This window comes from Streptomyces sp. NBC_01142, assembly GCF_026341125.1.
GTDB lineage: Bacteria > Actinomycetota > Actinomycetes > Streptomycetales > Streptomycetaceae > Streptomyces.
Genome location: NZ_JAPEOR010000002.1, coordinates 3,164,350 through 3,177,969 on the forward strand (window position 1 = coordinate 3,164,350; position 13,620 = coordinate 3,177,969).

14 protein-coding genes and 1 tRNA gene are annotated in these 13,620 nt (G+C 68.4%); 11 read left to right on the plus strand and 4 right to left on the minus strand.

Annotated elements, in window-relative coordinates; translation table 11 throughout:
• The first annotated feature begins 229 nt into the window (after window positions 1-229).
• Together OG883_RS32070 and OG883_RS32075 are read left to right on the plus strand one after the other, a co-directional pair.
• Window positions 230-2,200 (plus strand): VWA domain-containing protein, encoded by a 1,971-nt coding sequence (locus OG883_RS32070; protein ID WP_266548174.1) that lies wholly within the window; start codon window positions 230-232, stop codon window positions 2,198-2,200.
• The gene (locus OG883_RS32075; protein WP_266548176.1) at window positions 2,197-3,681 is read left to right on the plus strand and encodes a hypothetical protein; all 1,485 of its coding nucleotides are present in this window, start codon (window positions 2,197-2,199) and stop codon (window positions 3,679-3,681) included. Before OG883_RS32070 ends, OG883_RS32075 begins: the two co-directional genes overlap by 4 nt.
• A 1-nt stretch (window position 3,682) precedes the next feature.
• Here OG883_RS32075 and OG883_RS32080 read toward each other — a convergent pair whose 3' ends face one another.
• A complete protein-coding gene (locus OG883_RS32080) occupies window positions 3,683-5,074 on the minus strand; it encodes a serine/threonine-protein kinase (protein ID WP_266548178.1) in 1,392 nt (463 codons plus the stop codon).
• Window positions 5,075-5,120: 46 nt separating this feature from the next.
• On the minus strand, window positions 5,121-5,669 hold the full coding sequence (locus tag OG883_RS32085; RefSeq protein ID WP_266548188.1) for a DNA-binding protein: 549 nt from the start codon (window positions 5,667-5,669) through the stop codon (window positions 5,121-5,123).
• 179 nt (window positions 5,670-5,848) lie between these two features.
• Between OG883_RS32085 and OG883_RS32090 the strand changes: the two genes are divergently transcribed.
• Both OG883_RS32090 and OG883_RS32095 read left to right on the plus strand, forming a co-directional pair.
• Window positions 5,849-5,921 (plus strand) — tRNA-Ala (locus OG883_RS32090).
• Window positions 5,922-6,197: 276 nt separating this feature from the next.
• On the plus strand, window positions 6,198-6,638 hold the full coding sequence (locus tag OG883_RS32095) for a DUF6344 domain-containing protein (RefSeq protein WP_266548190.1): 441 nt from the start codon (window positions 6,198-6,200) through the stop codon (window positions 6,636-6,638).
• 55 nt (window positions 6,639-6,693) lie between these two features.
• Here the strand turns inward: OG883_RS32095 and OG883_RS32100 are convergent, their stop codons facing one another.
• Window positions 6,694-7,371: a DUF5324 family protein gene (locus tag OG883_RS32100; protein ID WP_266548193.1), complete on the minus strand. Its 678-nt coding sequence runs from the start codon at window positions 7,369-7,371 to the stop codon at window positions 6,694-6,696.
• 275 nt (window positions 7,372-7,646) lie between these two features.
• Between OG883_RS32100 and OG883_RS32105 the strand changes: the two genes are divergently transcribed.
• Window positions 7,647-8,180 (plus strand): peptidylprolyl isomerase, encoded by a 534-nt coding sequence (locus OG883_RS32105; RefSeq protein ID WP_266548196.1) that lies wholly within the window; start codon window positions 7,647-7,649, stop codon window positions 8,178-8,180.
• 144 nt (window positions 8,181-8,324) lie between these two features.
• Window positions 8,325-9,221, plus strand: coding sequence for a rhomboid family intramembrane serine protease (locus OG883_RS32110; RefSeq protein ID WP_266548198.1), 897 nt, complete (start codon window positions 8,325-8,327; stop codon window positions 9,219-9,221).
• 256 nt (window positions 9,222-9,477) lie between these two features.
• Here the strand turns inward: OG883_RS32110 and crgA are convergent, their stop codons facing one another.
• Window positions 9,478-9,735, minus strand: a complete 258-nt coding sequence (crgA, locus tag OG883_RS32115; protein ID WP_142214706.1) for a cell division protein CrgA — start codon at window positions 9,733-9,735, stop codon at window positions 9,478-9,480.
• A 140-nt stretch (window positions 9,736-9,875) separates the two neighbouring features.
• On the opposite strand from crgA, the gene OG883_RS32120 reads away from it, so the two are divergent.
• Genes OG883_RS32120 through OG883_RS32140 form a run of 5 tightly spaced genes read left to right on the plus strand, consistent with a single transcriptional unit; the run spans window position 9,876 to window position 13,586 of the window.
• Entirely contained in the window at window positions 9,876-10,643 is a 768-nt protein-coding gene (locus tag OG883_RS32120) for a DUF881 domain-containing protein (RefSeq protein WP_266548201.1), read from the plus strand.
• A gap of 33 nt (window positions 10,644-10,676) precedes the next feature.
• Window positions 10,677-11,417, plus strand: a complete 741-nt coding sequence (locus OG883_RS32125) for a class E sortase (protein ID WP_266549644.1) — start codon at window positions 10,677-10,679, stop codon at window positions 11,415-11,417.
• A gap of 56 nt (window positions 11,418-11,473) precedes the next feature.
• Complete coding sequence (locus OG883_RS32130) at window positions 11,474-11,647, plus strand: hypothetical protein (RefSeq protein ID WP_266548203.1); 174 nt, start codon at window positions 11,474-11,476, stop codon at window positions 11,645-11,647.
• Window positions 11,644-12,282, plus strand: coding sequence for an aminodeoxychorismate/anthranilate synthase component II (locus OG883_RS32135; protein WP_266548206.1), 639 nt, complete (start codon window positions 11,644-11,646; stop codon window positions 12,280-12,282). Before OG883_RS32130 ends, OG883_RS32135 begins: the two co-directional genes overlap by 4 nt.
• The gene (locus OG883_RS32140) at window positions 12,279-13,586 is read left to right on the plus strand and encodes a class E sortase (protein WP_266548209.1); all 1,308 of its coding nucleotides are present in this window, start codon (window positions 12,279-12,281) and stop codon (window positions 13,584-13,586) included. The genes OG883_RS32135 and OG883_RS32140 overlap by 4 nt, the downstream gene beginning before the upstream one ends.
• The last annotated feature ends 34 nt before the right edge of the window (window positions 13,587-13,620 follow it).

The window sequence follows — 13,620 nt, forward strand, 5'->3', positions numbered from 1 at the left end:
TTGATCACGGGCCCCGGTCGCGGAAGCGGCCGGGGCTTCGTGCTGTCCGGGGGCTTCGTGTCCCGGGGCATCGTGCTGCCCAGGTGCCGGTGTCCGGTACCGGGGGCGATCTTGCTGTGGTTCTCGCTGTTCTTGCTGTTGCGTGACCGTGACAGTCACGACCTTGAGTTCACCTCCGCAAATCATTAGCTTGCAAGAGCAAAGCACGGATCTCGGGAGGGGAACACGGGTGAAGGCACGACTGGGCCGCCGCGCCGCGGGGGCAACGATCGGCGCGGCGCTGTTCGCGCTGGTGGCGGGTCCACTGCCGGCCGCCGGTGCCGCGGAGCAGACCGAGCAGACCGGGCAGACCGGGCAGATCGAGCAGGCCGGGCAGGCCGACGGGAAGAACGGACTGGTGATGGTCCTGGACTCCTCCGGCTCCATGGCCGACGACGACGGCACAGGGCAGACCCGGATGGAATCCGCCCGTGCGGCCGTCGGAACCGTTGTGGACGCACTTCCTGACGGATTTCCCACCGGTCTGCGGGTCTACGGTGCCGATCAGCCCAAGGGCTGCACCGACACCCGGCTTGCCCTTCCTGTGCAGCCGCTGGACCGTACGGGCATGAAGCAGGCCGTGGGAGCAGTGCAGCCCAAGGGCGACACCCCCATCGGGCTCTCTCTGCAGAAGGCGGCTCAGGACCTGCCGAGGCCTGCCGACGGCGCGATCGGTACACGCACGATCCTGCTGATCTCCGACGGCGAGGACAACTGCGGCACCCCGCAGCCCTGCGAGGTGGCCGAGCAGCTCGCCAAGGACGGCATCGGGCTGCGTATCGACACCGTCGGCTTCCAGGTGCGGGGCGCGGCACGGCAGCAGCTGGAGTGCATCGCCAGGGCGGGCAACGGCCGCTACTACGACGCACCCGACGCCAAGGCGCTCGCCCGACAGCTGCAGCGCTCCGCACAGCTGTCGGCGGACGGATACCTCTTCCGCGGCAAGCCGGTCGAGGGCGCACGGACGCGGGACACGGCGCCCGCTCTCCTGCCGGGGCAGTACCTGGACACGATCGGGCCCGGCGAGAAGCGGTACTACGCCACAGATCTGGACGGCGTCTCCACTGTGGACTTCTCGGCGACGGCGGTGCCGCAGCCCGGGGCGGCGGTCGACACCTTCGACGTCCTGCGCACCAGCATCGCGTACGGCACTGACAGTTCCTGCGAGTCCAGCTCCGAGCACTTCTTCCAGAAAGAGGGAGCGACCCCGCTGACCTCGGCTGTCGCCCGGATTCCCAGCGCGAAGGGCACGGGCAGCTGCGACAAGGCGGGCAGGTACTGGCTGGTTGTCGAGCGGGAGAGCAAGCCCGGCTCGGACGCCGCGCGCTGGCCGCTGGAGCTGACGTACACGGTCGAGCAGCCGCTGGCGAAGGATGTGACGCCCGCTCAGTCGCAGCCGGAGTACGGGAGGGGCGACAAGGAAGCCCCGCTGCCGACCGGGGATCCGCGGGACGTGACGGGCGGCACCGGCTTCAACGATGCCAAGGAGATCGGACACGGGGTGTGGCGGGACAAGGTTCTGCCGTCGCAGACCCTCTGGTACAAGGTCCCGGTCGGCTGGGGACAGCAGCTGCGGTACGACGTGGAGTTCGCCAACGAGCCGACGGTGGACGGCGCGTCCTCGGTGTGGTCCTACGGAGCCACTCAGGTCTTCACGCCGGCCCGGGCGCCGGTCGGTGGCGGCACCGGGGAGTTCGGCCCGCAGACCATCTACAACGGCCGCCCCATGGCGCTGGAGATGGGCACTGTGCCGGTCGCCTGGACCAACCGCCACGAGCATCACCCCAATGTCGTCCCGGTCCACACCACGGGCGGCTTCTACATCGCCGTCACGCTGGGTGCGAAGGCCGCAGAGATCGCCGAGAATCCGCAGATCGGCGTGGTGCTGCGGGTGGCGGTCATCGGTGACGAACTGGCAGGTCCCCAGCACGATGCCCCCGCCCTGGCGAAGAAGGCGGACAACAAGGGTGATTCGGCTGCCCGCGCAGACAGCGAAGCGGCTGCCGGGGCAGGATGGTCCGGCACTGCGACCGCCGCGGCGGTCGGCGGCGCGGTCATCGTGATCGCGGGCCTGGTGCTTGTACTGGTACGGCGCAGGTCGGGCACGGGTCCGGCCAGGGGTCCGGCCACGGACACGACCACGACGAGGAGAAGCGCGTGAAGAGGCAGCGCGGCAGGGGCGGCCGGGTGACGCTGGCCGCCATGGCGGCGATGTGCGCGGTGGCGGCGCTGCCCGGGCAGTCGTGGGCGGCCGGCGAGCCCAATCCGTACGCCTTCGACAGCGAGGCCAAGCCCGTCCAGGGCTCCCCGGTCAACAGCGACGGGCCGCCCCTGACGGCAGGATCGACGTACAAGGACACCATCAAACCGGGCGAGAAACGCTATTACCGCGTGGATCTCGACGCCAAGACCAACGCGTACATCTCGGCGGTGGCCGTACCCAAGCTCGCCACCAAGGTCGCCTACGCGGACAAACTCGCGGTGAGTGTCGAGGACCGCTCGGGCGCCAAGTGCGGCGACGACGACGCCATGTTCGGCTCCGCCACCTACGCCCGTCCGGTCGCCGCGTACGCGGACAGGACGATCGACAAGGAGAGCAGCACCTGCCAGGAGGCGGGCGCGTACTACGTGCTCCTCGAGCGGTCCAGCGAGGCCACCTCCACGCCCGAGGCATGGGACGTGGAGATCCGTTTCGCCTCCGAGCCCGGGCTGAAGTCCGCCGCACCGACCGCGCCGCCCGAGAGCTGGCCGTCCGCCTCGCCCGCGGCGCCCGCCGGTGGCCCGGAGAAGCGGCCCGGCGGCACGAGCTTCACCGACGCGACCAGCCTGAAGCAGGGCGAGTGGCAGGACGCGATCACGCCGGGCCGGACGCTCTTCTACCGGGTGCCGGTGAACTGGGGCCAGCAGATCTTCGCCAGCGCCGACCTCGGCACCAGCGCGACGGCCGACGGCACCCAGAGCGTCACGAACGCCTTTGTGCTGTCCTTGTACAACCCGGCCCGCGGGTCCGTCCAGAACGAATCGAGCGTGTACTACGACGGCAAGCAGAAATCGGTCGCGCTGGAGCCGCTGCCGCCGGTGGCGTACGAGAACCGGTACGACTCCGACAACGCGACCAGCGCCATGCGGTTCGCCGGCTGGTACTACCTCTCGGTCACCCTCAACCCGGAGGTCGGTGCGGAGTTCGGCAAGAAGGCGATCCCGCTGACCCTGCGGGTGAACGTCCAGGGCGAGGCGAAGGCCGCTCCCGCCTATGCGGGACCTGCCGGGGACTTCGAGGTCACCCAGGACGACCAGGAGGCGGCGGACAGCGGCAAGAGCGCACCCGAGGTGGCGAAGAGCGACACGATGCAGCTGGTTGCGGCGGCCGGGATCGGCGCGGGGACCGTGCTGGTGCTCGGGCTCGGGGCGTGGGTGCTGCTCGCGCGGCGACGGACGGCCGCGTTGCCGACTCCTGCACCCTTCCCGTCTCCTGATTCCTTCACGGCTCAGGGGCAGGCACCGGGTCAGGCTCCCGGGCACCTGCCTGGCCAGGTACACGGACAGGTTCTGGGTCAGGCCCCCGGCCACGGGACTGGTCAGGGGCCCGGTCAGGCGCCCGGTCAGGCGTCGGGGCAGTACGGACCGCCGCCCGCCTGGTAGTTCAGGACTGGGTCAGTGCCCAGATGCCGACCGCGAAACAGAGCAGCGCAACGAGCAGCACCGGGACCGCAACCTTCGGGGGCGGTCCCGTTCGCTTGCCCGGGGCCGTCGGCGAAATCGGTGCGTGCCCGAGTGGAACCTGCGGGCTCTGGGCGGTGTAAGCACGAGTAAGAGCTGGTTCGTACTGCACCGGGGCGGTGGGAGCGGTCGGAGCGGTGGTCTGGGACTGCGAAGGCTGCGCCGGCTGCTGATGCGCGGGGGCATGGAGGGGGGGCGCGCTGTGCGCTGGTACGGGAGTGGGAGTAGGAGTGGGCGTGGGCTCCGTGGGCACCGGCAGGGGGGCAGGAGTGGACGGCTGGGCCGCGTGCGGCAGTTGTGCGGGCTGCTGTACATGCGGCTGTACGTGCTGCTGCAGGGAAGGCTGCTGCGGTGGTGGGGCCAGGTGGAAACTTCCCGTCTCCGAAGGCGGGAGCGGCTGCTGCACGGGGGCGTGTGCGACTGCCTGCGGGTCCGTTGCGGGGCCGGAGGGGCCGAATCCGGCGGGGAGCGGGCCGATCTGGTCGAAGACCTCGACCGGTTCTTCGTCGGCGCCGGTTTCGGGAAGCATCTCGACGGCCGCGGTGAGCGCCTTGCGTGCCCCCGTGGCAGTACGGAACCGGGCCTGCGGGTCCGGCTGCAGCAAACCGGCGAGAACCTGCCACAGCGGCTCCGGGATGCCCTGGGGAGCGCCGGGGGTGCCGATGTTGACGAATCGTTCGACCAGAGCCTGGGAGTCGGGCTTCTTGCCCTGGAGCAGATAGAGCGCGACCAGACCGACCGCGAAGAGATCGGCCGTGAAGTCCGGCTCCGCGCCCAGCATCTGCTCGGGTGCGAAATAACCGGGCGTGCCCACCACATAGTTGGTCTCGGTCAGGCGTGGCTCGCCCTTGCGCATAGAGATCCCGAAGTCGGACAGCCGCAGATGCGGCCGCCCGGTCCCGGTGGCCTCCAGCAGGATGTTGGCCGGCTTGATGTCGCGGTGCACAACTCCTTCCGCATGCACCGCGGCCAGTCCGGACAACAGCTGATCGAGCAGGGTGCAGACGAAACGGGGAGGCAGCGGACCGTAGTCACCGATGACATGGGCCAGCGACCCGCCGCTCACCAGATCCATGGTGAACAGCACCTTGTCGTCGTCTGCGGCCCAGCTGGCCGGGGCGAGGACATGAGGATGATCGATCCGCAGTGCCTGTTCGCGAACGAAGCGCAGCAGGGTGTGCGCATCACTCTGCTGCAGGACCTTGGCCGCCACATAGCGGCGGCGCCGGTGGTCCCAGGCGCGCCATACCGCGCCGACACCACCGCGTCCGATCGGGTCGATCAGTTCGTACCGACCAGCGAAGACCTCACCCATTGTGCTGCGCTCGCTCCCCGTTCCCTTGTGAGGCGCTCTGCCTCGGTCAGCTCTGGTGCGCTTCGTAGTGCGCGACCGCGTCCGCGGTGCGCCCGGCACCGTACACCCGGAGGAACTCTGCCAGTTCGGGGTGGCTCGGGGCGAGCGAGTCCGCCGCATCGATGATGTCGCCGGCGGCGGACACCGAGCGCAACAGTGACTGGATCTCGCGCACGACACGGCGCACCGTCGGCGCACCCGAGCTGCTCGTGCTCTGGCTGGTGCCGGTCAGGACCGAGCCGCCCTGGGACTTCTTGATCTCGTCCATCCGGCCGGTGGCCTCGACCGCACTGACGCTGCCGTCGGCGACCAGGCTCGCCAGCTCTTGCAGCGCCTGCACGCGCTGGACCACAGCGGGGTTGCCGATCTTGGCACGCTGACCACTCATCAGCTGGGAGAGCATCGGAGCCGACAACCCGAGCACTGCCGCGAGCCGCGCCTGGTTGAGACCCAGGTCATCGATGAGCCGACGGAAGAGCGCCCCCAGCGGCTCTCCGTACCAGCTGCGCTGCAGTTCTCTGGCTCTGGCGGTCGTTTCCTGCTGTGTCGCGTCCATGTGCGTCTCCCCATCGCTTCCCCAAGCGGGCTTCGCTGCTGCGAACCACGACGAGCATCTTACGGAGCGTGGTCGCCGACCGGGAGTCCCAATCCTTTTGCAGGATTACGGGGGTCACCCGGTACTCTGGTCTGCGGCGGTGGCCGAGGCACGTTTCTGCTCGGTCGTACCCACCTTGCGGGGCCTTAGCTCAGTTGGTAGAGCGCTGTCTTTGCATGGCAGATGTCAGGGGTTCGACTCCCCTAGGCTCCACTTGATCAGACCCCTCTGACCTGCGGTAACGCGGTTGGAGGGGTCTTTTTTTTGTGCCAGGCCCCCGCTTCTGACCGGACATCCGGCACTGCCTCGTCGGGCATCGGAAGCGGTCGTACGGCCCCTCCTGCCGGTCGGCACGGGCCCGCGGACTGGGCCGTCCGGGTGGTGTTCATCAGAAGAACTGTGCAGCGGCGGCGTCGCTCCCCCACTTCTCGAGATGCGTCCACATCATGAGGAAGGTATGTAGATCGCTCAACCCGAAAGCGAGGGGTCATGGCCGCCTTCAAGGTCAAAAATCTGTGGAGCGCATTCATCACCGCGTTCTTTGCCCTGCTTGCCTCGGTGGGGCTCACCACCGCCGCCGCGGCCCAGCAGCCCGCCCCGGCCGTACAGCAGACGCCGGACGAGCCGAGCACGCCGCGTGCACAAGCCGTTCGGGCGTTCGTACCCGCTCAAAGTACGCGGCAGAGTATGCGATGGAATCCGACGGCGCGCGACAGGTCGCTGCCGCCCACGATCAAGCAGCGCATCCACGCGGAAGCGCACGGCTCGTCACCCGCCACCCGGCACCTGCCCGCTGTCGACGCCGACAGCGCCGACGCCTCACCGAGCTCGGCCTCGGCCACAGCTGCCGGCCCCGCCCCCGCCGCCGGCCCCGCTGCCGAGTCCGCCCCCGTCGCGGACCCAGTGCTCACCGTGCTCACCGCAGCGTGAGGCGCCGGGAGTACTCACGTCTCCCGGCACCCGTGGCCTCACGGGCGGTATGCGATCAGCGACGGTCGTCGCGGTCCGTAGCCTCCGCCTCGGCCTGCTTGGCCTGTACGTCGGGATCGAGCGACTCCGGACTGCCGTCGACGGACGCCAGCGGTGCGCGGTCGGAGACCTCCGTGGCAGCGGGCGGTTCCACCAGCCAATCGGGGTTGGCCTGCTTGTCCCACCACTTCCAGGCGGCGAAAGCTCCGCCGACCAGTACACCGATGACCGCGAGGCCCTTGGCGATACGGCCGGCCCTGGACCGCCGCTCGTGCTTCCTCACCAGCTTCTGAATATCCTTCGCCGTCACCTGTCCGCGCAGCGCGGCCAGAGCGGCAGCGGAGCGGGCCGCAGCCTCTTCCCTTACGGGCTGAGCGACGGCCACCGCGTGCTCGTAACGCGGAACGGTGTAATCCGCCGCCTGACGAGCGGCCCTACGAGCCTGAACCGCGGCTCGGTGTGCGGCCTCGTCGACCTTCGGCGGCACATGCGGCGCGACACGCGCGTCGTACTGGACACGTGCCTGAGAGGCGGCCTTCGAGACTTTGGGTGCGAGCCGTACGCGAGCTTCGTGCGCATAATGCGCGGCCTGGTCCTTGGCCGTGTCGGCGTAGGGCGCCACCACTTCCGCGGCGTGCCGCACGCTGTCCTTCGCCGTGCTGGTCGCGGCGCGCACGCTGTCCTTGCGGGTCACAGGATCCTCCTCCTCGGTGGCGTTCTGGGGTGCTGAGGGTTTATCCCCAGATGGACACAGTTTCGCCTTTCCACCCGATTGAAAATCATGCCTGTTGAGAGCTGCCTCGGCATGTGGGGCGGGCATCCGGGTCATGTAGGGACCTTTGCGGACGACGATGCCACGGTTTGCCGTGCAATGCGCCGCTACGGCGGCCGCTTGGCGCCTTTTCTCCGTGGGCGGCTCTTCCGTGCGAGGATCGTGAGACGTCAGCGAAGACTTACGGAAGGCAGATCGTGGCCGAGCAGCTTTACGCCACCTTGAAGACCAACCAAGGCGACATCGAGATCCGGCTTCTGCCGAACCACGCGCCCAAGACGGTCAAGAACTTCGTAGAGCTCGCCAAGGGCGAGCGGGATTGGACCCACCCGGCGACCGGCAAGAAGTCCACGGACAAGCTGTACGACGGCACGGTCTTCCACCGCGTGATCAGCGGCTTCATGATCCAGGGCGGGGACCCGCTGGGCAACGGCACCGGCGGCCCGGGCTACGAGTTCCAGGACGAGTTCCACCCCGACCTCGGCTTCGACAAGCCGTACCTGCTGGCCATGGCCAACGCCGGCCCGGGCACCAACGGCTCCCAGTTCTTCATCACCGTGTCGCCCACCGCCTGGCTGACCCGTAAGCACACCATCTTCGGTGAGGTCTCCAACGAGGCCGGCAAGAAGGTCGTGGACGCCATCGTGGGCACGCAGACCAACCCGCGCACCGACCGCCCGGTCAACGACGTCGTGATCGAGTCCGTCGTCATCGAGACCCGCGAGGCCTGATCCCCAGGTTCCCCAAGGCCCCAGGTCCCCCAGGGCATGCAGGGCATGCAGGGCCGCCAGTGTCGTCAGGGGAACCAATTCGCCCCGTCCGTCCGTAAGGATGGACGGGGCGATGTGTCGAGTTCGGGAGATTGAGGGGACCTCATGGACCAGTCGGGCAGTCCGCAGGAGCCGCAGGGCACACAGGGCCTGCCCAGCTGTTACCGGCATCCGGGCCGCGAGACGGGCATCACCTGCACCCGCTGCGAGCGGCCGATCTGCACGGACTGCATGGTCGACGCGTCGGTGGGGTTCCAGTGCCCCCAGTGCGTACGCACCGGGTCCGGTACGGGGCACGCGCCGACCGCGAACCAGCCGCGGACGATTGCCGGCGGCACCATCGCGGCCGACCCCTTCCTGGTCACCAAGATCCTTATCGCGATCAATGCCGCGGTGTTCGTCATGGTGCTTGTGCTCGGCGACCGGTTCGTCGCGGAGATGGAGCTGATCGGATATGCCCGCAATCCCCAGCTCGGCGGCGAAACCGTCGGAGTGGCGGACAACGAGTGGTACCGGCTGCTCACCGCGGCGTTTCTCCATGAGCAGGTACAGCACATCCTGTTCAACCTGCTGAGCCTGTGGTTCCTGGGCAGACTCGTGGAGCCGGAGCTCGGCCGGGCCCGCTATCTCGCCGTCTATCTGCTCTCGGGGCTTGGCGGCAGCGCTCTCGCCTATCTGATCGCCGCTCCGAACCAGCCCTCGCTGGGCGCCTCCGGCGCCATCTACGGCCTGATGGGTGCTTTCGCCGTGCTGGTGCGACGCTCGAACCTCGACATGCGGCCGGTCATCGCACTGCTCGCACTCAGCCTGTTCTTCACCTTCACCTGGGACAACATCTCCTGGGAGGCGCATATCGGCGGGCTTGTCGCCGGTGCGCTCGTCACGCTCGGCATGGTCTACGCGCCGAGCGCGCGACGGAACCTGGTGCAGTTCGGCACCTGTGCCCTGGTTCTTCTGGCGACTGTCACCCTCGTGGTGGCCAGGACCGCCTCGCTCACCTGAGCGTGAGCTTTCCCCAAAGTTGTCCACAGTGTGTGCTGGATCTTGTGCATGCTGTGGGGAACATGCGTGCCCCTTGTCACCGTGCTGGGTTTCCCCAGCAAGGACAAGGGGCGGGCCGTTTCATCAACATGGCCGATGTAGTCACACCGGCGTCAACGCTCCGAGAGTTATCCACAGATCGTCTGACCTTTTCCCCACTGTGGACAACGCTGTGGATAACCTCAGGGCAAGGCTTGACGGCCGACCTGTGGAACAGCTACTTCCACTGAGTGGAGACGCCGAAGCCGGCGGCGATGAAGCCGAAGCCGGCAACGATGTTCCAGTTGCCGAAGCTCTTGATCGGAAGGTCGCCCTCGGTCACATAGAAGAGGACGATCCAGGCAAGTCCGATCAGGAACAGCGCGAGCATCACCGGGGCGACCCAGCTGCGGCTGGTCAGCTTGATGCTGGTCGCCTGCTTGGAAGCCGGCGGCGGTGTGAAATCGGCCTTCTTGCGGATACGTGACTTCGGCACGAGGGACTCTCCTGTCGATGCGCTGCGTGACCGCGCAGGGAACTGTGGCTGGCGCCGGGGCTGGCGTGAGGGGGAACACTGCCTCCCCCGGGCGTCCGTTAGCGTAGTGCTTCCGCGGCGCCGAAGGAGATAAGGGTACGTTGAGCAATTCTGCCGACTCCTCCCAAGGGCCCGTTCGCCCGTCCCGATGGCGTCCGGTCCGGCTGCTCACGGCTGCCGTATTCGCCCTTGCCGGCCTGATCTTCGTGACCAGCTTCAACACCGCCAAGGGCACCAATCTACGCACTGACGACTCGCTGCTGAAGCTTTCCGACCTGATCAAGCAGCGCAGCGAGAAGAACGGCGACCTCGACGAGTCCACCGCGGCGGTGCGCGAGGACGTGGACACTCTCGCCCAGCGCGACGACGGCTCCACCAAGGCCGAGGACGCGAAGCTGGGTGCCCTGGAGAAAGCCGCGGGAACCCAGAAGCTCAGCGGCGAGGCCCTCACCGTCACCCTGAACGACGCCCCGCCGAATGCCCAGGCGGCCCCGGGCTACCCGGAGCCGCAGGCCAATGACCTGGTCATCCACCAGCAGGACCTGCAAGCCGTCGTGAATGCCCTCTGGCAGGGCGGCGCCAAGGGCATCCAGGTCATGGACCAGCGGCTGATCTCCACCAGCGCCGTGCGCTGCGTGGGCAACACGCTGATCCTCCAGGGGCGGGTCTACTCGCCGCCGTACAAGATCACGGCGGTCGGTGACCGGGACGCGCTCACGAAGGCGCTCGCCGAATCCCCGGCGATCCAGAACTACCAGCTGTATGTGAAGGCCTACGGCCTCGGCTGGAAAGTGGACGAGCGCGATGCGGTGACTCTTCCCGGCTACTCGGGCACAGTGGATCTCCACTACGCGAAGCCCGTGCAGTAGCCATCCGGGAGGGGCCGGGCGATGTCGGTGTCGGTGTCGGTGCGACTGATCGTCAGGACCTTCAGCGAACTCTGCATCACCGTCGGCACGGTGATCGTGCTCTTTGTCGTGTACGTGCTGTTCTGGACCGGGGTCAAGGCCGACAGCGCGGCGGCCGGCCAGATCGACCAGCTCCGGAACCAGTGGTCGCAGGGCACGGTCGCGGCCCCCGTTCCGGAGCACACGACGACACCGAAGCCCGCCCCGACGCGCGCACCCGCCACCGCCCCTGCGCCTGCCCCTGCCCCTGCCCCGAAGGCGTACCGGGACGGCAGGCCCTTCGCCCTCATGTACGTCCCGCGCTTCGGCAAGGGCTGGGACTGGCCGGTCCTGGAAGGCACCGAGGTGGGCACCCTGAAGAAGGGTCTCGGGCACTACGCCTCGACCGCCGCGCTCGGCGAGAGCGGCAACTTCTCGGTGGCCGGCCACCGCCGCACCTACGGCGATCCCTTCAAGGACTTCCCCAAGCTGCGCCCCGGGGACGCGGTCGTGCTGACGGACGGGACGACCTGGTTCACGTACCGCATCGACAACAGGCCCTACCGGACCGTCCCCAGCGATGTCGGCGTCATCGATCCCGTCCCGGACAAGGCCGGATTCGACGGTCCTGGACGCTATCTGACGCTGACCACCTGCGAGCCGGAGTGGGGCAGCAGCCACCGGCTCATCGTCTGGGCGCATCTGGACGCCACCCAGCCTGTGACGGACGGCAAACCGCAAGCTTTGCACAGCTGACCCATGTGCCCCTGCGGCCCTTTAGTCTGGTGCCGTACCAAACGGAAAGGGACAGCATGTACGGCTGGATCTGGCGGCGTATGCCGGGCAACGCATGGGTGCGGGCGTTCATCTCGCTCGTGCTGCTCCTGGCGGTCGTCTACGTGCTGTTCCAGTACGTCTTCCCGTGGGCGGAGCCGCTGCTTCCGTTCAACGATGTAACGGTCGACGGGTCGGGGGCGGGCGGATGAGCGCGCGCATCCTCGTCGTCGACAACTACGACAGCTTCGTTTTCAACCTCGTGCAGTACCTGTACCAGCTCGGCGCGGAGTGCGAGGTCCGGCGCAACGACGAGGTGGCCCTGGAACATGCGCAGGACGGCTTCGACGGGGTGCTGCTGTCTCCCGGCCCCGGCGCGCCCGAGCAGGCCGGTGTGTGCGTCGAGATGGTGCGCCACTGCGCCGAGACGGGCGTCCCCGTTTTCGGTGTCTGCCTGGGCATGCAGTCGATGGCGGTGGCGTACGGCGGTGTGGTGGGCCGTGCCCCCGAGCTGCTGCACGGCAAGACCTCGCTGGTCACGCACGAGGGCAAGGGCGTCTTCGCCGGGCTGCCTTCGCCCTTCACCGCGACCCGCTACCACTCGCTGGCGGCCGAGCCGGCGGAGCTGCCGGACGAGCTGGAGGTCACGGCTCGTACGGCCGACGGCATCATCATGGGGCTGCGGCACCGTGAACTGGCCGTCGAGGGCGTGCAGTTCCATCCCGAGTCGGTCCTCACCGAGCACGGCCATCTGATGCTCGCCAACTGGCTGGAGCAGTGCGGCGACACCGGGGCGGTCGGGCGGTCGGCGGGGCTCGCACCGGTGGTGGGCAAGGCCGTGGCGTGAGTGCCCCGCGCCCCGAGGACGAGTACGACCCGCTGACGGATCCGCTGCCGCCGGGGGAGCACGGTTCGCCGTGGTTCCGGGCGGCGAATGTGCAAGAGCCCGAGGCGCTGGAGCCCCAAGCTCAGCATCAGCCCCACCAGCATCAGCCCCACCAGCAACAGTCCCACCAGCAACAGTCCCACCAGCAACAGTCCCACCAGCATCAGCCCCAACCTCAGCATCAGCCCCAGGAGTGGTACGACCCGGAGGGCTATCAGCGGGACTGGTACGCGGAGCCGGCCCCGGCTCCTGCCCCGGCAACGCAGCGGATACCGCGTCCGGCAGCCGAGTCGGTTCCCGAACTCGCTTCCGAGTTCGTTCGGGGGTCTGTTCCCGAGCCGACAGTGGTCTCCGATCCCGTACCCGTTCCGGACGACGAGACCGTAGCCCTCCGTACGTCGGACACCCGGCGCGCGGTGGAGACCCCTGCCGGTCCCGGCCGTGCCGAGCGCCGCAGGGCGGCCAAGGGGCGCGGCCGTAGGCGTCCTGAGCCCGTTCCCGGGGTCTCAGGAGCCACTGCCGCCTCCCATGCCTCGGCGGCCCCCGCCAGGCCTCTTTCGCGCGTCGAGGCCCGCCGTGCGGCGCGTGCGCAGAAAGACAGCCCCGCAGTCATCGCCAGCCGCGTGACCGGTGAACTCTTCATCACCTTCGGCGTCTTGATGCTGCTGTTCGTCACGTACCAGCTCTGGTGGACGAACATCCTCGCCGGGCAGCAGGCCAGCCAGGAGACGAACAAGATCCAGGAGGAATGGGCGAAGGGCCGGACGCCGGGTGCGTTCGAGCCCGGTCAGGGATTCGCCATCATGCACATCCCCAAACTGGATGTTGTCGTCCCGATCGCCGAGGGCATCAGCAAGCCCAAGGTCCTCGACCGCGGCATGGTCGGCCACTACGCCGAGGGGCAGCTCAAGACCGCGATGCCCGCGGACAAGAAGGGCAACTTCGCGGTCGCCGGGCACCGCAACACCCACGGCGAACCGTTCCGCTACATCAACCACCTCGAGCCGGGTGACCCGATCGTGGTGGAGACGCAGGACGCCTACTACACGTACGAGATGGCGAACATCCTCCCCCAGACGGCACCCTCGAACGTCTCCGTGATCGGTGCGGTGCCGCCGGGCTCCGGCTTCACCGGGCCGGGCCGGTACATCACGCTCACGACGTGTACGCCCGAGTTCACGAGTACGTATCGAATGATCGTGTGGGGCAAGATGGTCGAGGAACGGCCGCGCAGCAAGGGAAAACCGGACGCGCTCGTCGGCTGAGACGCTGACACACCGAGGGACTTCAAGCTTCAAG

Excerpts from the sequence above, each read along its gene's own strand:
- OG883_RS32080 (WP_266548178.1), bottom strand. The coding sequence starts at position 5,074 with ATGGGTGAGGTCTTCGCTGGTCGGTACGAACTGATCGACCCGATCGGA.
- OG883_RS32085 (WP_266548188.1), bottom strand. The coding sequence starts at position 5,669 with ATGGACGCGACACAGCAGGAAACGACCGCCAGAGCCAGAGAACTGCAG.
- OG883_RS32095 (WP_266548190.1), top strand. The coding sequence starts at position 6,198 with ATGGCCGCCTTCAAGGTCAAAAATCTGTGGAGCGCATTCATCACCGCG.
- OG883_RS32110 (WP_266548198.1), top strand. The coding sequence starts at position 8,325 with ATGGACCAGTCGGGCAGTCCGCAGGAGCCGCAGGGCACACAGGGCCTG.
- OG883_RS32130 (WP_266548203.1), top strand. The coding sequence starts at position 11,474 with ATGTACGGCTGGATCTGGCGGCGTATGCCGGGCAACGCATGGGTGCGG.
- OG883_RS32135 (WP_266548206.1), top strand. The coding sequence starts at position 11,644 with ATGAGCGCGCGCATCCTCGTCGTCGACAACTACGACAGCTTCGTTTTC.